Genomic DNA, 18,165 nt, shown 5'->3' with positions numbered 1-18,165 from the left:
GTGTCTTATTACTATTAACAGGACTTTAAATATCAAAAATCGGACAGATAATGAAAATTGCCCCCAATGAAATTTTCGATGCGGATAGCTTTGATAACCCGGTAATCGGGATTGCCGCCGATATGGGCGTACACGATTCAGGACGCCATAGCCACCTTCGTCATCAGCTCCTTTTTTCTGCTGCGGGGAGCATCACGATTGAGCTGGAGCAGGCCTTGTGCCAGCTGCCGCCACGCCGAGCGGCCTGGATCCCGGCTGGTACGGTTCATCGCGCCATCATGCGTGGCGTAATGGCTTATCGTTCTTTGTACTTTTCAACCTCGCTGCCGTTATCCGATCTGCCAATGCAAATCGTCGAGGTTAATCCTCTTTTTTTCGAAGTCATAGAACGCATGGCCTTTTGGTCATGGGATATGCCTGCGGTGCAACAGGCCAGCCTCATCACCGTTTTTTATCAGGAATTGCGGGCCGCGCGCAGTGAAAACTGGACATTACAATTTCCCTCAGATCCACGGCTGGACATATGGCTTGAGCAATTGCGTATGGGCGCGTTACCACCGCGACTGAATCAGTTGTCCCAACAGGTTGGGGCGTGTGAAAGGACAATCAGCCGGATCTTTATCAGAGATACCGGGATGAATTATCAGAACTGGCGGCAGCAATTTAGACTGTTAAAGGCCATGGAAATGCTGACGGACGGGAGTCATATTAGCCACGCGGCGCAACATCTGGAATTTGTTAGTGACAGTGCTTTTATCGCATTTTTCCGTCAGCACACTGGCACCACACCGGCCCGCTTTACAGGTAATTAATGCCGCAGAAGGGTTAGGGATATTACAACCTGAGGGTAATTTACCAGATGAAGGCAGGGTGGGAAGATCGTTGACTAATGGCAGAGAGAAGTCCTCTCTGCCAGTGGACGCTGCCATTAATCAAGAAGTTTCACATCAAGCAAACCAGCCGAACCTTGCGGAAATCAGACTGAATAGTCCTACAGCAGCAAATATATTTATCAGCACCACAGTTTTACTGGAAACATTCATTTGTGCCACCTTTCGTTTTAACCCCTATGGGTATAGTACGGGTTATAACTATCCGCAATAGTACGAAATCTGAACATAATGAAAACGGGTTGTTTTACCGCTGTTTCTCTTAAAATAATTAATAAAACTTGATGTGAGTCATGAAAAAGAGCATATTGCGCGCGATTTTACCTTCTGGCCTGGATGCCTTACATGTCTCTGTACCAAAAAATGTTGGTCTTTTATGCAGTGATGGCCGCTATCACGGCAATCATCACCTGGTTTTTGTCCCGCGATAAAAAGCGGATCCGCTTTCTCAGCGCGGTATTAGTCGGGGCGACCTGGCCAATGAGCTTCCCCGTCGCGCTGATGTTTTCACTTTTCTGATGAGGCCGTTTCAGACGGAAAGTAGGGTATCTAAACGTTTTTTGTCGGCTTCCGTGACATCCTGTGGGTGCTGATACCCCACGTTCTCATTCGCGCGTGTATACAAAGCAACCAGCCAGTCGTAAACGTAGCGACTTGCACCGTGCGAAGGCTGTTCTTCCAGTTTGGCCAGGCGCGACATTGGTTGTTGCTTTGGCGCGCTAAAAATAGCCGCGCCTTTTTGGATCCTGCTGGCAGGGCGCTGTTCCTCAGCAACGTTGGCAAATCCAAGCCAGGTAATAAAATCCCCAATATCGGCATGTAGCTGCGCTGCACAGACGTTTTCACGCTGCATAATATGCTGTAAGCGTTGCGGCATATCCAGGCGATAGCTGGTGGTAACGAGGATATCAGCCACCTGCCTTAGCGTACGAGGATCGAGGCCTAAACGGCGCGCATTATTTTCATCGCGGCACCACTGGCGCACGTGATTAATCCACATTTTGTGTGCCAGGTATCCAGTTTCTTTACTTTCCGGCGAGTGCGGCATGTCACGCACTTCAGCAAACAGGTCGATCTCTTCATTAAATAACCCGTTCACCTGTTCCTCACGCGGCTGATGAACACGCAGAAGAGACTCAAAGAGGCGCATTGGCGGCAGTAAACCCTCCAGTAGATCGCCATGTTTTGCCGCCTGGGATTGTAACTGGCGGATCACAGACTCGCTGCTACCTGAAGCATCATCACGGGTGTTAATCCAATTCATCAGCGTTTCGCGGATGCGCTGTTGGTGCTGTTCGCGCAGAGAGGTCAGCCTGGCCTGACGCTGTTGTGGTGAAGTCGCCTGAGTCAGCCATTCGACAAGGCGTTGTAAGCTGTGGTTATCCAGCGCCTGTAGCGTCCCCCAGTGCAGTCCTGGTTTGCCCATTAATTGCTGTACTGACTCATCCAGGTTTTGCTGGGTGCTAAAACGCGCATCCTGTGGGGTAATGGCCCAGACTACGCCCGGTAATGCGGCGTCATGTACGGGTTGCGTATCGTTGACCCAGCCCAGTAGCTTGCGGGTAATGGTTGGCGTCTGGGCGCGGGTAGATACCGCGTTGCAGATTAGGAGCACATCCGGTTGCAGATGCTGGCGATAATGCTCCAGCATCCAGCCTAATTTTGCCTGCCACAGCGGATGGAAATGAGCATCCGGGGCGAGGGGAATATCGAGCAGGTCGACATTCTCCAGCACAGTATCTTCCACCGTCAGGACCAGCTCGCGCGTCAGCAGTGCCAGCGAGGTTTGCGAGAGACTGACCGCATTGAGCAACTGATGATTTTCAATCGGATGAACGACTACATCGCTTTGCGCTTCACTCCCATGCAATGCCGCCTGAGTGAGAAAACTTTCGGCAGGCAAGCCAAAATGATCAACCAGCAGGCTCAGTGGGGCCGCTAATTCTTGCGCGTTCCCGGTTTGTTGCAACGTATGCGCCAACGCCAGCCACTGTTGCGTTAGCTCTGGTTGTTCTCCCCACAATAATGCCCAGGCGTTTGCCCGGGTCGTCAGATCCAGAGCGGGCAGCAGCGTGGCAAACTGATGCCATAGCGCATCGTCAATTTGCTGTTGGTTAGGCGGTACGCAGGAGCGCCAGAAACGACCGATTGCCGCGACATCCTGAGCAGTAATACCTTGCACCGGATGACGCTGACGCAGCGTTTGCCATTTTTCCAGGCGCGCTTCAATAATCGATTTCTCAACCTGGCGGTTGTCCGGGAGCGCACAGAACTGCGTGATAAACAGCTGTACCAGTTCGGCTTCACTGAGTAAGCGTAAGCGCAACGGCCATTCGCTATTCAGCGGATTATCTTCACGCGTAAAGCGAATCGCCATATTGGTCGGTGCATGCCCCGGATTAATATGCGAAAAATAATCAAAACTGCGATCCGGGGTCACGATATTCACTTTGCCGTTGGCATTGCTGCACAATGCCGCGAGCAGATGCGCTTTTGCTGATTGTGAATGCCCGTATAACCCAACACAGCCTCGTGCTGAAAAGGTCGCCGTCAGCGCAGATTCATTAACCGCGGCTAACGTAAGTTGTGTCAGCAGGGCATCCGCCTCATCATCAAGACGTAACGAACGCTGGCGGGTCTCTGTTACCCACTCGATGGCGGCCTGCGCGGTGTTTAACATCTTACTCATTTCAGGTACACGCTCCCGCTATCAATCCAGTAATGGCTACCGCTATGGCGACGATCCGCCAGCGTATTCAATTTTAATGTTAAGGCATTCGCGGCAACGGGGGTGCCATCCTGTAACCAGGCATCGCTGAGTACGAAGCATTCCGGACCGCTCTCTTTGCTGCCGCCGCGTAACTGCAGCCGTACATTTAATACGCCATCTCCGGCGATGCTTTTTGCCAGTTCGGCAGAGTTTATGCTCAGCGTATACAGCGGCGTGGCAGGCCAGCGGCTGTTTGCCAATTGGCGGAAACCTAACGTCACATTGCCGCGCAGCGGGAAGTGCAAACGGGTATCCAGCTTCGCGCCGGGTTTATCCAGATCGATATCGTGATACCAGATGTTCTCATCGCGCAGCGTGTTGACCGTATTATCCAGCACGCCAAGATAACGTACGGTCGAGTAAGCGCCGATATCGGCAGCTTTAAAATTGAAGCGCGGTAAACGCAGATCCAGCGCCAGGCTGCATAGCATTGCACCGACTGCTGCGGTGGATTTGGGGTTGCCAATCCGCCCTTGCTGACTGAACGGATACCACTCGTGGACCCGATAGTTATCCATCCAGATCATACGATTAACCGGAACGGGTTGAAGATGGCGGATCAACGCCTGTACGCCCGGTAAACAGGCGGGTCTGCCGGTCACTAATAAAATGTCGCAACGATAATGTGAGATAGCCTCACAGACCGCGTGCAGCGGCGAGGTCAGGGTAAATTGCCCCGCCAGTAACGCTTCTTGTAACTGCCTGAACTGCACCTGTAACGGCACGCTCAAAACATCAAACGCTGGTGAACCAGATGGCAACGCATGATCGATAGCCTGTTGGATATAGTTCATCACGTTACGCGTGGGTTGCTGGCTAAGCAGCTCGCCAAAGGTGGCATGCAGCCCGGCTACCGGATCGTTAATATCGCTTTGTTCCCAGGCGGATAGCACCGCATGACCGAGCGGCATAAAGAGTTGTAATGCCGTTTGCTGACGCAGAATTGCCTGGGTATCGATGCGCCCGGAATCGCCAAACAGCGTAGCCAGTAATGCGGCGGCGTCGGTCACGCCAGCCTGCTGCAAGCGGGTTTGCAGGGCAGGTAGCACGCAACGCTGAATCACGTCCAGCAGCATGTCATCGCCCGCGACCTTAAAGCCTTCGCGAAACAGCAAATGCGGTGTGATCTTGACGTTCGCGCCAACGCCGTCATCAAGCTGATAATGGACGACGGCCATATCCGTTGTGCCACCGCCAATATCGATGGATGCCACACGCAGCGCACGGCCTTTTGTCTCACCAGGTTCCGGCAGACGATCCGGGCGGGCAAGGGCATTAAAAAACGATTCGGTATGGCCATCGTAGTGGGAGATCGCCTCGTTATACAGCCACACCAACTGACCGCAGCTGGCCTCATCCCATTCCATCTGAATCTCAGGGACGGGAACCACGCTCTTTTCCTGCTGCTTGCGGGTGGTGAAGTCTTCATCCTGCGGGTGCCAGCCCATCGCTTTCCAGACCAGTGCGATGGCTTCAAACATACGCAGGCGGAAAATCTCGCGCTCCTGTTTTGGCATCGCTGATGGCAGGGTCAGGATCAATGTGCGCAACTGGCGAGGAGAGGCCGGGAAACCGAGGCGCAAACGCGTCGCCACGCTGTTAATTTGACCCAGTGCTTGAGCCAGGATCTCACACAGCATATGCGTCATCAACGTGCTGCGGCTGTATTGCGGTGAGAACACCGGCAGACGGTCATCCTGCGGCAGGCTGAACAGCGGTTGTCCGTCATCATTCATTAGATTCATCAGCGGGAAGGCGGTAGCCAGCGGTTCGCGCTGGGTTTTGCCATTCATCTGGCTAAAGCGCCAGTCATGCAGTACAGGTGTTTCATCCCACAGATAACGGCGCGGGCTGGAGATCCCGCTGCTGCCTTCCGTACCCATACGTTGCATCGCCAGCTTGCGGGCTTCATCGCCCACGCGAACAATCGACGGCCAGATAAAGGCGTCATCACGACCGCTCTCAACGGAAAAGTGCTGTTTACCGAACCGCGCTTCGGAAAACTCCAGTCGGCTGGTGAATAGCGGATCGTTAAGAAACTGTGGTTCGCTTAATGACCGCACCTGTAATTCAGCGGTCTGGCGCAGTCCATCATTGGCATCGCCGTGATCCTCAATCAGGACGCCGCAGGTATGGGTATTACCAATATCCAGGATCAGATCGACGGGAATCGCCGGAGTGCTGAGTGTATGTGTGACCAGCTTGACTTCCGGAATGGAAAGCTGTTCGCCTAACAGGGTTAACAAATTTAACCAGTGCGCCTGATACTCAAAGTTACGCAGCGCCTGCTGGATCTCATGTTCTGAGCGGTTCTCGTGCTGAGTGGCATGGTGCATAAAGGATTCACGCAGCCAGCCGTCAATCCAGGTCTGGTCGAGGAAATCGGCAATTTCGTTGTCATGCCAGGCCAGTGCAAATCGCGTACCGTTAAGCAGGTCATTTTCGTTAGGGGTTAACGCTGCCGGGGCATTTTCAGTGAGCTGGCTGTCCAGCGCCAGGGTAATGCGGTGGGTGTTGCCCGCGCTGTCAGGTTGTGCCAGTTTTCGTACCTGTACACGCGCCCAGTTATCCGGGCCTTCAACAAACGTACGCGGCGGATTAAAGCGCAGGAACGGCAGCGGTAGCCAGACGCCGTCGAGCACGTCCAGAGAATAATGCAGCGTCTGGGTGCTTTCCGGCTTCACCACTTCGGGCTGACTGCCGGTGCTGCCCGGCAAGGTATAGCGTCCCGTTGTCAGATCGAAGTCCAGCCGTAGCAGGGGACCGTTGGCCGTTTTGCGCACAAAGCGGCCATGATGTGCAGACTCCTGCGGCGTCAGGCCAAAATCCAGAAATTGCACACCGCTATTGGCGATGAGCGTCACGCTCTGTTTGTAGTCACACAGATTCACCAACATAAAATCAGGCACCTATCTTTTTGATCGTCAGAGGGATTTCCGCGTGATCGTCATATCGTGCGGTACAGGCGGCGACGTCATTGGTTCCCGCTTTGCAGGTAATTTCAGGCATCGGATAACGTGAGCCATCCGTGCAACGGGCATTGCCGCGACTCTTAATCATTAATTCGCCCGACTGATGCAAACCAGAGAAAATCTCGGCACGACAAACAATATTGTCGCCATGCACTACGCGTGCAGTGCCTTTATTCGTCTGGATCTGATAGCGCAGCGACGGCGCTTTGCCGCTGACCGGATCTTTCACGTCGACGATGACGCGCCAGTTACCGTTGAGGAAACGCGTCGTTCCTGCCTTCATCTGGCTAGCATCCATTACCAGCGCATCTTTGGGAATAGCGGCAATCACCACCGGTCCTGCGTCAGGTTTCTCTTTTTTCACTAGCGGAATGACTTCAGCCCGATGCAACGGCAGTGCAGAGGTCAATTCCGGCAAAGGCGTCATGTCTGCTTTAGCGACGGCAATGGGGGCGACTGAAGGGGTAGGGATAACGGCATGTTGTTTCCACAGCAGTGGTCCGACAATGGCTGCGATAATTACGGCGGCAACGGGCAGACTCCACAGCGGCAGGCGACGTGCGGGCTTCACCTGTACCGGTGGCGTTGTGACTTCCGGTTCGTTAATCATGACCAGCGGTTGTGGTTCAGGTTCAACCGGTTTTGGCGGTTCAACGATTGGCGTCAGTAAAGGGGCATCGGCCTCAGTGAAGGTGATTTCAGGTGAAGTCTCTTCTTTCGGGTCAGGCTCTGTCACAGTGACAACAGGTGGAATATCAGCAAGGCGCAGGCAATCGAGCACATCGTCGCGGGGATTTTCATTCAGATTGACGAAGCCCCAGAACGTAATGACGGGTTTGCCATCAACCAGAAACACGTGGTTCTCGCCAGGAAACTGGATGGCTTTTTCGAGCAATGAACCAAACAGCTGGAGGGAGGTTTTTCCCGATTGCAGGCTTTTACGGCTCAGGGCCGCCGCATTTTCCAGCGTGCTCCCCAGATAGCGCAGCGCACGAAAACGTGCCTCTTCATCAGCGGTTTTCCATGCAACGGCTTTTCCTTCAACCGGGGAATACCAGTCAACCCGATCGCCGTTATCGTTAATTTGTGGGATCGCCAGACAATCCACCATCGCCTGCTGTTTACGCAAACGAAGCGTTTCACGAATTTGCAGTGCTGAATCAAACACGGCCTGACCACCGCCACCCACGGCCTGATAGTCATCCAAATTGCCGCTGCGCAAGAGAGTTTTTGCCACGTTGTTACCCCTTAGACTTCTTCACACATCTACTTTACGTTTTATAAAAACGAGCAAACGGCGAAAGAGAGGCAAAAAGGGGCTAATTTTCATGGCATAGAGTGTCGGGAAAAATCTTGACGTTTTGAAAAAGACTTAAGGGAAATTAATTCGCTTGTGGTGATGAATTATTCAGCGAAAACCACCGGATTAGAATAACCTGATAGTGATTTGTTATTGGTCAGTTTTTGTCAGCTATGCTCTGATATTCCGGTTAATAATAAAATAAGAAGGCTTATAACCATGATTGCAAGGAAAACGTTACTCGCGCTGGCGCTCAGCGCTGTCTTACCGTCAGGCGCAGCGTTCGCGGCCAGCACGGACACCATCATCTATTGCTCTGAAGCATCGCCGGAGTCATTTAACCCGCAAATCGCCAGTTCCGGTCCCTCATTTGTGGCCAGTTCTCAAGTGCTCTATAACCGACTTATCAACTTTGATCCGGTAAAGAATACCCCAATACCGTCTTTGGCAACGGACTGGACAATTTCTCCCGATGGGAAGACTTACACGTTTACTCTGCGTCAGGGGGTGAAGTTCAACAGTAATAAATTCTTTAAACCCACCCGCGACTTCAACGCCGATGACGTGGTTTTCTCGGTATTACGCCAGAAAGATGCCGATCATCCGTACCACAAGGTTTCTCAGGGCAGCTACGAATACTTTAACGATGTCGGTCTGGATAAACTGATCAAAGAAGTGAAGAAGGTGGATGATTATCACGTTCAGTTTGTGCTGAATGAACCTAACGCCGCGTTTCTTGCCGACTGGGGGATGGATTTCGCTTCCATTCTCTCTGCGGAATATGCCGACGCGATGCTGAAAAAAGGCACCCCGGAAAACGTTGATAACTGGCCGATTGGCACTGGGCCATATGTGTTGCAGCAGTACAAGCAGGATTCTCAAATCCGTTACCTGGCCAACCCGAACTACTGGGATGGCGCCGTTCCAACGAAGCACCTGATATTCTCGATCACACCAAATGTACAGACCAGACTGGCAAAACTGCAAACTAACGAATGCCAGATTATCCCAGCGCCTGCGCCAATACAGTTTGACGAGATCAACAAGAATAAAGATTTGACGCTGCATTCGGTTGAAGCGCTGAACGTCGGGTATCTGGCGTTTAATACCGAGAAAAAACCGTTTGATAACGTGTTGGTGCGTCAGGCGTTGAACTACGCGACCGATAAAAAAGCCATTATTAACGCCGTCTTTTTGGGGTCCGGAACGGTGGCAAAATCGCCCATTCCACCGAATATGATGGGGTTCAATAAAGATCTAAAAGATTATGCTTACGACCCGCAAAAAGCGAAAGATCTGCTCAAACAGGCTGGGCTGGAAAACGGATTCGAAGCGACGCTGTGGTCAATGCCGGTTCAGCGTCCATACAACCCCAACTCCCGACGTATTGCCGAGATGATCCAGAGCGATTGGGCAAAAGTCGGCGTGAAGGCAAAAATAGTGTCGTACGAGTGGGGCGAATATCTCTCCGGAATGCGCAAAGGCGAGCATGACACCGCGCTGTTCGGCTGGATGTCAGACAACGGCGATCCGGATAACTTTGCCGATGTACTGCTGGGCTGCGACAGCATTAAAACCGGATCTAACGCCGCGCGCTGGTGCGATAAAGAGTATAATTCTCTGGTTCAAAAGGCGAAACTGGTGAGCAAACCTGAAGAACGCGCCGCGCTTTACCAGCAGTCGCAAGAGATTTTCTACCAGCAGGCTCCGTGGATAGCCCTGGCAAATGGTAAAACGTTCTATGCCACGCGCAGCAACGTCAGCGGATACAGCGTCAGCCTGATGGGCAGTGATTTTTCAAAAGCAAAATTAAATTAATGAGTTAAGGAGAGGTTATGTCGCATCTGGATGAGGTCAGCGCACGAGTTGATGCCGCCATTGAAGAGAGCGTCATTACGCATATGAATGAATTGCTGATTGAACTCAGCGATGATGTCGCGCTGAGCCGGGAAGATCGTTACACCCAGCAACAGCGTTTGCGTACGGCTATCGCACATCATGGCCGTCAGCATAAAGAGGATATGGAAGCCCGTCGCGAACAGTTGACCAAAGGCGGCACAATCCTTTAATTCGTTATTACTGTTATCCGGCCTGTATATTCAGGCCGGATAAGTTTTGTAGGCCTGATAAGCGAAGCGCCATCAGGCAGTTAAAAAGAGCGTCTCGCGACGAGCCAGGCCCCGACGACCAGCAGCACAGCGCCGCAAACTGGCCCCACCAGCGCACGTAGCGGTACGCCATGACTGCGCAGAATATCCAGCACGAGTCCGCCAATTAACTGGCTGGCTACCAGTACCGCAATCGTGGTGGCAGCCCCCACATTTTGATAGCCGCTGATACTGGCAAATACAAAAAAAGACCCCAGCAAACCGGGGATCAGCGTCCACCAGCGCACGCTGGAGACCAGTTCGCCAAACCCCGCAGCGCCTTGCTTAAACCACAGAATGCTGACAAACAGCACAATCCCAACCAGTGAGTTCAGCAGCATGGCAATCAGGATCGTCGAGGAGGTCTGCGTAATACGCACCATTAAGGTATTTTGCACCACCAGACCAATACCTGCGGCAATCAGAAAGGAGAGGGTCAGCGTCTGATTCATCTGCCGGCATCCGGATCGCGACGATCGTCTAACTGTAACTGCATAAAGGTCAGATCCAACCAGCGACCAAATTTGGTGCCAACCTGCGGCATTTGTGCCGTGATCTTAAATCCCAGCATACTGTGCAAATGTAGCGACGCCTGATTCTGAGACTCAATCCCCGCCACCATCACATGTTTGCCGCACGTGCGCGCTTCTTCTATCAGTCGGCTGAGCAGCGCTCGTCCCAGGCCCTTGCCCTGATGATCAGGATGGACATACACCGAATGTTCAACGGTATGACGAAATCCGTCAAAGTTGCGCCAGTCGCCGAACGAAGCATATCCGGTGACCACGCCGTTTTCTTCACTTACCAGCACGGGATACCCCACCAATTGGCGTGCTTCGTACCACGAGATACGGTTTTCGGCATCGACCGTTTGATCGTTCCAGATAGCCGCCGTATGCAGTACCGCGTGGTTATAAATTTCAGCAATAGCGGCGCAGTCTGCTTTGCTGGCAAATCTAATTGACATGTTGAACCTCAGGGCTTGTTCACTATAGTATTACAATATGAATACTATTGAAGACAGCATAAATCAACGGATCGGTGCAAGAATTCGCCTTGAACGAGAATCTCGCGGCTGGTCTCTGACGGAACTCGCCGAGCGCGCAGGCGTGTCGCGGGCAATGATCCATAAAATAGAGCGCGGGGAGAGCAGCCCCACGGCCACGCTGCTGGGCAGACTCTCCGGGGCGTTTGGAATCAGCATGTCGATGCTGATTGCGCGGGCCGAAATGCAGGAGGGCAAGTTGCTGCGCCTCACTGACCAGCCCGTCTGGCACGACCCGCAAAGTCACTATCTGCGACGCCATGTTTCACCGCGTAGCGATCTACCCATCGACCTGGTACAGATCGAATTGCCCGCCGGAAGCGATATCCCAATGCCAGCCTCTTCCTACGTGCAGGCCAGACAGCTTATCTGGCTACAGCAAGGGGAGTTAGTCTTTGTGGAAGGCGATGTGCGTCATGAAATGAAAGCAGGCGATTGTCTGGAGCTGGGCCCGCCGAATGACTGTCGGTTTATCAATGAAACCGCGCAAACCTGCGTTTACCTGGTTGTGCGATTAAACCATGTCGTGAGCTAAATGCTGGCGCAGGCTGCTACTATTGATGGATTCATGCTAAAAGCAGAGGAGCACATCATGGGTCAACAGACTAATCGTAATCGCCGCTGGGTACTGGCTTCCCGCCCGCATGGCGCGCCAATCCCGGATAACTTCCGTCTTGAAGAAGATGAAGTCGCAACGCCGGGAGAAGGTCAGGTTCTGCTGCGCACCGTTTTCCTTTCTCTCGATCCTTACATGCGTGGGCGCATGAGCGATGAACCGTCTTACTCGCCTCCCGTTGAAATTGGCGGCGTGATGGTTGGTGGCACGGTGAGCCGCGTGGTGTCCTCTAACCATCCTGATTACCAGCCAGGCGAATGGGTGCTGAGCTATAGTGGTTGGCAGGACTATGACATTTCAGACGGTAACGGACTGGTGAAGCTTGGCGATAATCCTGAACATCCTTCCTGGGCGCTGGGTGTTTTGGGAATGCCGGGATTTACCGCCTATATGGGCTTGCTGGACATCGGCCAGCCGAAAGCCGGGGAAACGCTGGTTGTCGCCGCTGCAACTGGCCCGGTGGGCGCAACGGTTGGACAGATTGGTAAGCTCAAAGGGTGTCGGGTGATCGGTGTGGCGGGCGGGGCAGAGAAATGTCGGCATGCCACTGAAGTGCTGGGCTTTGATGTTTGTCTCGATCACCATGCGCAAGATTTTGCGCAACAACTGGCAAAAGCGTGTCCACAGGGGATTGATATTTACTACGAGAACGTTGGCGGTAAGGTGTTTGACGCCGTACTGCCGTTACTCAATACCTCTGCGCGCATACCGCTTTGTGGACTGGTCAGCGGTTACAACGCGACATCGCTTCCGACCGGCCCTGACCGATTACCGTTGCTGATGGCAACCTTACTGAAAAAGCGTATCCGGATGCAGGGTTTTATTATTGGTCAGGATTATGGTCACCGCATTCATGAGTTTCAGCGGGAGATGGGGCGTTGGATTAAAGAGGGTAAAATCCACTACCGTGAGCAGGTCACTGACGGTCTGGAGAATGCGCCGCAGACCTTTATCGGTTTGCTGACCGGGAAAAACTTCGGCAAGGTGGTTATTCGCGTAGCAGACGATGCGTAAAGAGTGCCGGCGGGAGCGATTCCCGCCAGTATCATTCAAAACGCCAGGCCACATTAATACCCACGCCATAGTTTCGTTCTGGCGCCGGTTCGTAGTATCTGTCCCTTGTTTCATTAACAATCACCGACCCAGCATAGGTCTTATCAAACAGGTTATCCACCCGACCGAACAGGTCGATCATGAGACTGCTGTAATAAAATTTATAGCCGGTATTCAGGCCAACTACGGTATATGACGGGGCTTTCGCCGTGTTTTCATCATTGGCCATAATGTCGCCCATATAACGCACATCTGCTCCCGCATACCAACCTTCATCTGGCATGTAGCCCAGTGAGGCAAATCCCATGTTTTGCGCTATGCCGGGCAGTCGGTTGCCGTTGCAGTTTTGATCGCCACAGACGTTGCTGCGATAGGTTGCATCGAGCCAGGTCCATGCTGCTTTTACGCGCCAGTTTGTGGCAAAGCGTTGGTCCCAGGATAGCTCGCCACCCTGACGGCGGGTTTTTCCGGCGTTTTTATAAGTCGTACGACCACCGTTGTTACTATCAACCACAATCTCGTCATCGGTATCGGTCTGAAATAGCGCCGCGGTAAAAAGTCCATCGCCGATGCGTGTTTTGCTGCCGATTTCAATAGTGTCATTCGTGGACGGCTGTAAACCCAAATTCATGCCGCTTTGTCCATCGGAACGGTAGGAGAGTTCGTTAATCGTGGGGGTTTCAAATCCTCTCCCCGCAGCCAGATAGACATTCCAGGCGTCAGTCATTGCATACTTCAACGATCCGGCGGGCAACCATTGGTGATAACTTACGTCGCCGCTGTCATCTCCGTTATCAACAGTAATGTAGCGATCGTTGGAATCAAACCATACGGAACTGTAACGAACGCCGGCATCCAGCGAAAGCTTCTTCGTCAATTGCCACTGGGTTTGCAGATAGGGATCGACGTTCCACATCAGGTTACGTTCATTGCGTCGCAGGTCGCCTTTCTGACCGTACTCAGGGACACCATTATCAAGACGATAGTTGTTATAGCCTTTACGGTTTTCACTCATGTTTTCATAGTTCACTCCGGTGGTGAAAGTCACCGGAATCCCCAATTCGCCACGGTGAGTCCAACGGTTATCTATCCCCTGATAATGACGTTGCAAGGTGATGACACCGCCGGCATGAGAAGAATTTAACTGTGGGTCCATTGGGATCGACTGATACTGGGTGGTTTCGCGCTCTCCTGCATAGGCCATGACACTGATATCATCCTGCGCGCTAAGCTGGCGTTCATAGCGCAATCCCGCCTGGGTCTGCTTGATAGTTTTTCGCGTATTGAATTGCTCCGCGCGGGGCGATTGCTGCGGATTGGCATTCCATTCTGACTTCGTCAGGCCACCGGGATCGTCGGCCTTAATATCCACGCTGTTGAAAATCAGGGTTAGTTTACTCACGTCATCAACACGTACTCCCAGTCTGGCGTTAGCCAGATTTTTTTGCGCACTACTGTCATCACGATACCCGTGGGTAGTAAATCGTGTAGTTGAAACGGTGTAATCCACATCCCCTGGCTGAGTACCGTCACCCAGTGCTCCTGTGGCCTTTACACCGTAGCGCCAGGTGCCAAAACTACCGTAATAGCTGCTGGCCTCAATGGTTGGCGGTTCACGCCCTGTTTCAGTACTGACATTAATCACACCGCCGGAAGCATTACCATACAGCGCAGAGAAGGGCCCCCGCAGGACTTCAATATTTTGTACGCTGCTGATATCGATATTGGATGTTTGACCTTGCCCATCCGGCATGGTGGCTGGAATTCCGTCTACGTACATACGAATGCCGCGGATGCCATACGTGGTTCTTGAACCAAAGCCGCGAATCGACAACTGGAGGTCCTGCGCGTAGTTCTGCCGATTTTGCACCTGTAACCCAGGGACGCTGGTCAGCGATTCGGACAGGTTAATGCGCGGTGTTGCCAGACGCATATCTTCACCGGCAACGACGCTGACGGCAGCAGGCGTATCCAGTTCTGAAACAGATTGTGGCGTCGCGCTAACGATCAGCGTTTGCTCGTTTAGCTCACTTTCTGCCGCGGCTAAAGTCGAGAGGAAGACAGGCAGTAAGGAAACAGGAAAGACGGTATAGCGGGCTGAAAAAATCGTCATGAATAAGGCCAATGTATGATGCTGACGCCGGAAAACGGACGGTAAGCATGTGAATTTTTTTTATAAAAAAGATGAATTTTAGCGCTGCTGAATTGCAGTAATTTTTCGGGCAATGAAAAGGAGTGTAGTCAATATGTGAAGAAGTGCTCCACTTTGCGATGAATAATGATTACTATTCTCATTCTTAAAAAGGCAAAACCATGATTTTGCTCATTGAAGCTATGTGAAGCAGTAACAAACGAATTTATCAAAGGGAGTCGTCATGTCTTTACGTCATCTGTTTTCGCCGCGCCTGCGTGGTTCTTTACTGTTAGGTTCACTGCTCGTGGCATCATCTTTTACGACACAGGCTGCGGAAGAACTGCTGCGCAAAGCCGTGGGCAAAGGTGCCTATGAAATGGCGTACAGCCAGCAAGAGAACGCGCTGTGGCTGGCGACCTCACAGAGCCGCAAACTGGATATCGGCGGCGTGGTTTACCGTCTTGACCCGGTGACGCTCGAAGTGACTCAGGTTATTCACAACGATCTCAAACCGTTTGGCGCCACCATCAATAACACCACGCAAACGCTGTGGTTTGGTAATACGGTAAACAGTGCGGTGACGGCGATGGATGCTAAAACCGGAGTGGTGAAAGGGCGCCTGGTGCTGGATGCCCGTAAGCGTTCTGAAGATGTGCGCCCGCTGCAGCCGCGTGAACTGGTCGCCGATGATGCTACCAACACGGTATACATTAGCGGTATTGGTAAAGAGAGCGTCATTTGGGTAGTGGACGGTGAGACGATCAAACTTCAGGACACAATCCAAAATACTGGCAAAATGAGCACCGCTCTGGCTATCGACAGCAAAGCTAAACGCCTGTACACCGCCAATGCGGACGGTGAATTCATCACTATCGATACCACCAATAACAAAATTCTCAGCCGCAAAAAGCTGTTGGATGATGGAAAAGAGCACTTCTTTATCAACCTGAGTCTGGACACGGCGGGTAACCGCGCATTTGTTACCGACTCTAAGGCTGCGGAAGTGCTGGTTATCGATACCCGCAACGGCAATGTACTGGCGAAAGTCGCCGCGCCGGAATCTCTGGCCGTGCTGTTCAACCCAGCGCGCAACGAGGCCTATGTAACCCATCGTCAGGCCGGTAAAGTAAGCGTGATCGACGCGAAAAGCTACAAAGTTGTCAAAACGTTCGAGACCCCAACATTCCCGAACAGCCTGGCGCTCTCCGCAGACGGTAAAACGCTATACGTCAGCGTGAAACAGAAATCCACCCGCGAGCAGGAAGCTACCCAGCCGGACGATGTTATTCGTATCGCGCTGTAATTAACCGGAGGGGGAAACCCCTCCTGTCATTTCTCTAAACCTCACGATACGCCTCGTTACACCCCGCCAGTAGCCTGACTAACTTCAGGGACTTACACTACGCCCTCAACGGCTAACTGAATAACGCGGGAATACCATGAAAAAGCCATTTATTTGTCTTTGTGCAGGCGTAATGCTGTTTACGCTGGCAGGCTGCACGACCAATTACGTTATGACGACCAAAAGCGGACAAACCATTACCACCCAGGGTAAGCCACAACTGGATAAAGATACGGGAATGACCAGCTATACCGATCAGGATGGGAATGCGCGGGAAATTAACAGCAACGACGTCGCGCAGCTCATTGAAGCAGACTAAAAAAGAAGGCCTGAAGGGGTAACCAGTCAGGCCTTTTTATCCTTACGGAGCGGTGCGGTGGATTTCCGCTACGCGTTTACGCACACCGAACCAGCCTGCAACCAGCAGGATGGCAATTAACGGTAATGATGCGATAGTATAAGTGCCGTTTGGATAATCAAACGCCATCAGCACCAGCACGCTCAGCAGGAACAGCAACGTGAGCCACGAGGTAAACGGCGCACCCGGCAGTTTAAAACTGACGTCTGCGGTTTTACCTTCTTTAATCGCCCGGCGCAGACGCATCTGGCAAACCATGATAAATCCCCACGACGCAATGATGCCCAGCGAGGCGAAATTAAGCACGATCTCGAACACCTGCGACGGCACCAGATAGTTCAGAAATACCCCTACGACATACACGACCAGCGTGGCGAGGATCCCTGCCCATGGCACCTGTTGGCGGCTCATTTTAGCCATAAATTTTGGCGCGGAACCGCCCATCGACATGGAACGTAAAATACGTCCAGTGCAGTACAGGCCGGAGTTCAGGCTGGAAAGCGCCGCGGTGAGCACCACAATATTCATGATGCTGCCGATATACGGCACGCCAAGTTTGGAGAAGAAGGTGACAAACGGGCTTTGTCCCGCCTGATAGGCGTTCCAGGGCAGAAGCAGAACCAGCAAGACCACTGAACCCACGTAGAACAGACCGATACGCCAGATAACGCTATTGATCGCTTTTGGCACCATCGTTTGCGGATCTTTGCACTCACCAGCGGCAGTGCCGACCAGTTCGATGGAGGCAAACGCGAAGACGACTCCCTGGACCAGCACCAGCGCTGGCAGCAGGCCATGCGGGAAAAATCCGCCGTTGTCGGTTATCAGGTGAAAACCGGTGGCGTTACCATCCAGCGGTTTTCCGCTGCCTAAAAAAACGGTACCCACCACCAGGAAAATTACAATCGCCAGCACTTTGACCAGCGCAAACCAAAACTCCATCTCCGCGAACCACTTCACACCGATCATGTTCATGGTGCCGACAATGGCCAGCGCCCCGAGGGCGAACACCCACTGCGGTACGTCGCCAAATGCGCCCCAGTAATGCATATACAGCGCAACTGCGGTGATATCGACAATGCCGGTCATCGCCCAGTTGATGAAATACATCCAGCCCGCAACATAGGCGGCTTTCTCACCTAAAAATTCGCGGGCGTAGGAGACAAAGCTACCGCTGGAAGGGCGGTGCAAAACCAGTTCGCCGAGCGCGCGAAGAATAAAGAACGAGAAAATACCGCACACCAGATAGACCAGCGCCAAAGCGGGGCCAGCCATCTGCAAACGTGCGCCTGCCCCTAAAAACAACCCGGTACCAATCGCGCCGCCAATGGCGATCATTTGTACCTGTCGATTCCCCATCGCTTTGTGATACCCCTCTTCGTGAGCATTCAACCAGCGTCGTTTCGCCGCATGTTGTTCCGCGGCTTGCGTGTTGTGTGTGTTCATTACTTTTCCTGTTGACCTGACAAAAATACAAAATCCTTTTTGCCGCACCTGCTGCGGCGAAAACAGCGTTACCCTTCATTGTGTTACGGGGG

16 protein-coding genes are annotated in these 18,165 nt (G+C 52.6%); 8 read left to right on the top strand and 8 right to left on the bottom strand.

What is annotated here, in order from left to right; translation table 11 throughout:
- Positions 1–50 precede the first annotated feature (50 nt).
- The gene (locus FHD02_RS04495) at positions 51–812 is read left to right on the top strand and encodes a helix-turn-helix domain-containing protein (RefSeq protein ID WP_220393620.1); all 762 of its coding nucleotides are present in this window, start codon (positions 51–53) and stop codon (positions 810–812) included.
- Between the two features lie 135 nt (positions 813–947).
- Here the strand turns inward: FHD02_RS04495 and yncL are convergent, their stop codons facing one another.
- Complete coding sequence (yncL, locus tag FHD02_RS04490; RefSeq protein ID WP_071524268.1) at positions 948–1,043, bottom strand: stress response membrane protein YncL; 96 nt, start codon at positions 1,041–1,043, stop codon at positions 948–950.
- Between the two features lie 192 nt (positions 1,044–1,235).
- On the opposite strand from yncL, the gene FHD02_RS04485 reads away from it, so the two are divergent.
- Positions 1,236–1,409, top strand: a complete 174-nt coding sequence (locus FHD02_RS04485; RefSeq protein WP_016153148.1) for a GhoT/OrtT family toxin — start codon at positions 1,236–1,238, stop codon at positions 1,407–1,409.
- A 10-nt stretch (positions 1,410–1,419) separates the two neighbouring features.
- Here the strand turns inward: FHD02_RS04485 and FHD02_RS04480 are convergent, their stop codons facing one another.
- From FHD02_RS04480 to FHD02_RS04470, 3 genes are read right to left on the bottom strand one after another with little or no spacing between them, the layout of a single operon-like run.
- A complete protein-coding gene (locus tag FHD02_RS04480) occupies positions 1,420–3,579 on the bottom strand; it encodes a virulence factor SrfC family protein (RefSeq protein WP_220393619.1) in 2,160 nt (719 codons plus the stop codon).
- Positions 3,576–6,557 carry a virulence factor SrfB gene (locus tag FHD02_RS04475; protein ID WP_220393618.1) on the bottom strand — a complete coding sequence of 994 codons (2,982 nt, stop codon included), beginning with the start codon at positions 6,555–6,557 and terminating at the stop codon, positions 3,576–3,578. Before FHD02_RS04475 ends, FHD02_RS04480 begins: the two co-directional genes overlap by 4 nt.
- 4 nt (positions 6,558–6,561) lie before the next feature.
- On the bottom strand, positions 6,562–7,869 hold the full coding sequence (locus FHD02_RS04470) for an SrfA family protein (RefSeq protein ID WP_220393617.1): 1,308 nt from the start codon (positions 7,867–7,869) through the stop codon (positions 6,562–6,564).
- 282 nt (positions 7,870–8,151) lie between these two features.
- On the opposite strand from FHD02_RS04470, the gene FHD02_RS04465 reads away from it, so the two are divergent.
- Positions 8,152–9,750: an ABC transporter substrate-binding protein gene (locus FHD02_RS04465; RefSeq protein WP_137371561.1), complete on the top strand. Its 1,599-nt coding sequence runs from the start codon at positions 8,152–8,154 to the stop codon at positions 9,748–9,750.
- Positions 9,751–9,767: 17 nt separating this feature from the next.
- The gene (locus FHD02_RS04460; protein WP_003020183.1) at positions 9,768–10,001 is read left to right on the top strand and encodes a YdcY family protein; all 234 of its coding nucleotides are present in this window, start codon (positions 9,768–9,770) and stop codon (positions 9,999–10,001) included.
- An 80-nt stretch (positions 10,002–10,081) separates the two neighbouring features.
- Here the strand turns inward: FHD02_RS04460 and FHD02_RS04455 are convergent, their stop codons facing one another.
- Both FHD02_RS04455 and mddA read right to left on the bottom strand, forming a co-directional pair.
- Positions 10,082–10,531 (bottom strand): DMT family transporter, encoded by a 450-nt coding sequence (locus FHD02_RS04455; RefSeq protein ID WP_042308290.1) that lies wholly within the window; start codon positions 10,529–10,531, stop codon positions 10,082–10,084.
- Complete coding sequence (mddA, locus tag FHD02_RS04450; RefSeq protein ID WP_137371560.1) at positions 10,528–11,046, bottom strand: L-methionine sulfoximine/L-methionine sulfone acetyltransferase; 519 nt, start codon at positions 11,044–11,046, stop codon at positions 10,528–10,530. Before mddA ends, FHD02_RS04455 begins: the two co-directional genes overlap by 4 nt.
- Before the next feature lie 37 nt (positions 11,047–11,083).
- Here mddA and FHD02_RS04445 point away from each other — a divergent pair, with 37 nt between their 5' ends.
- Both FHD02_RS04445 and FHD02_RS04440 read left to right on the top strand, forming a co-directional pair.
- Positions 11,084–11,659, top strand: a complete 576-nt coding sequence (locus tag FHD02_RS04445) for an XRE family transcriptional regulator (RefSeq protein WP_137371559.1) — start codon at positions 11,084–11,086, stop codon at positions 11,657–11,659.
- Positions 11,660–11,716: 57 nt separating this feature from the next.
- Positions 11,717–12,754, top strand: a complete 1,038-nt coding sequence (locus FHD02_RS04440; RefSeq protein WP_061388458.1) for an NADP-dependent oxidoreductase — start codon at positions 11,717–11,719, stop codon at positions 12,752–12,754.
- A 31-nt stretch (positions 12,755–12,785) separates the two neighbouring features.
- Here FHD02_RS04440 and pqqU read toward each other — a convergent pair whose 3' ends face one another.
- On the bottom strand, positions 12,786–14,906 hold the full coding sequence (gene pqqU / locus FHD02_RS04435; protein ID WP_220393616.1) for a TonB-dependent receptor PqqU: 2,121 nt from the start codon (positions 14,904–14,906) through the stop codon (positions 12,786–12,788).
- 262 nt (positions 14,907–15,168) lie between these two features.
- Here pqqU and FHD02_RS04430 point away from each other — a divergent pair, with 262 nt between their 5' ends.
- Both FHD02_RS04430 and FHD02_RS04425 read left to right on the top strand, forming a co-directional pair.
- A complete protein-coding gene (locus FHD02_RS04430) occupies positions 15,169–16,230 on the top strand; it encodes a YncE family protein (protein ID WP_220393615.1) in 1,062 nt (353 codons plus the stop codon).
- A 136-nt stretch (positions 16,231–16,366) separates the two neighbouring features.
- Positions 16,367–16,588, top strand: coding sequence for a YgdI/YgdR family lipoprotein (locus FHD02_RS04425; RefSeq protein WP_137398139.1), 222 nt, complete (start codon positions 16,367–16,369; stop codon positions 16,586–16,588).
- 42 nt (positions 16,589–16,630) lie between these two features.
- Here the strand turns inward: FHD02_RS04425 and ansP are convergent, their stop codons facing one another.
- Positions 16,631–18,073: an L-asparagine permease gene (gene ansP / locus FHD02_RS04420; protein WP_038640693.1), complete on the bottom strand. Its 1,443-nt coding sequence runs from the start codon at positions 18,071–18,073 to the stop codon at positions 16,631–16,633.
- Positions 18,074–18,165 lie beyond the last annotated feature (92 nt).

It is taken from the genome of Citrobacter sp. EC_71, from assembly GCF_019584005.1.
Classification (GTDB): Bacteria; Pseudomonadota; Gammaproteobacteria; order Enterobacterales; family Enterobacteriaceae; genus Citrobacter; species Citrobacter werkmanii.
Note: the sequence above shows the minus strand (reverse complement) of the source record. Positions and strands in the feature narration are given on the sequence as shown.

Bases quoted from the DNA above. Each gene is read 5' to 3' on its own strand.
- FHD02_RS04455 (WP_042308290.1), bottom strand. From the start codon at position 10,531: ATGAATCAGACGCTGACCCTCTCCTTTCTGATTGCCGCAGGTATTGGT.
- FHD02_RS04440 (WP_061388458.1), top strand. From the start codon at position 11,717: ATGGGTCAACAGACTAATCGTAATCGCCGCTGGGTACTGGCTTCCCGC.
- FHD02_RS04480 (WP_220393619.1), bottom strand. From the start codon at position 3,579: ATGAGTAAGATGTTAAACACCGCGCAGGCCGCCATCGAGTGGGTAACA.
- FHD02_RS04465 (WP_137371561.1), top strand. From the start codon at position 8,152: ATGATTGCAAGGAAAACGTTACTCGCGCTGGCGCTCAGCGCTGTCTTA.
- pqqU (WP_220393616.1), bottom strand. From the start codon at position 14,906: ATGACGATTTTTTCAGCCCGCTATACCGTCTTTCCTGTTTCCTTACTG.
- ansP (WP_038640693.1), bottom strand. From the start codon at position 18,073: ATGAACACACACAACACGCAAGCCGCGGAACAACATGCGGCGAAACGA.
- FHD02_RS04495 (WP_220393620.1), top strand. From the start codon at position 51: ATGAAAATTGCCCCCAATGAAATTTTCGATGCGGATAGCTTTGATAAC.
- FHD02_RS04430 (WP_220393615.1), top strand. From the start codon at position 15,169: ATGTCTTTACGTCATCTGTTTTCGCCGCGCCTGCGTGGTTCTTTACTG.
- FHD02_RS04485 (WP_016153148.1), top strand. From the start codon at position 1,236: ATGTCTCTGTACCAAAAAATGTTGGTCTTTTATGCAGTGATGGCCGCT.
- FHD02_RS04445 (WP_137371559.1), top strand. From the start codon at position 11,084: ATGAATACTATTGAAGACAGCATAAATCAACGGATCGGTGCAAGAATT.
- FHD02_RS04475 (WP_220393618.1), bottom strand. From the start codon at position 6,557: ATGTTGGTGAATCTGTGTGACTACAAACAGAGCGTGACGCTCATCGCC.
- FHD02_RS04425 (WP_137398139.1), top strand. From the start codon at position 16,367: ATGAAAAAGCCATTTATTTGTCTTTGTGCAGGCGTAATGCTGTTTACG.
- FHD02_RS04460 (WP_003020183.1), top strand. From the start codon at position 9,768: ATGTCGCATCTGGATGAGGTCAGCGCACGAGTTGATGCCGCCATTGAA.
- yncL (WP_071524268.1), bottom strand. From the start codon at position 1,043: ATGAATGTTTCCAGTAAAACTGTGGTGCTGATAAATATATTTGCTGCT.
- mddA (WP_137371560.1), bottom strand. From the start codon at position 11,046: ATGTCAATTAGATTTGCCAGCAAAGCAGACTGCGCCGCTATTGCTGAA.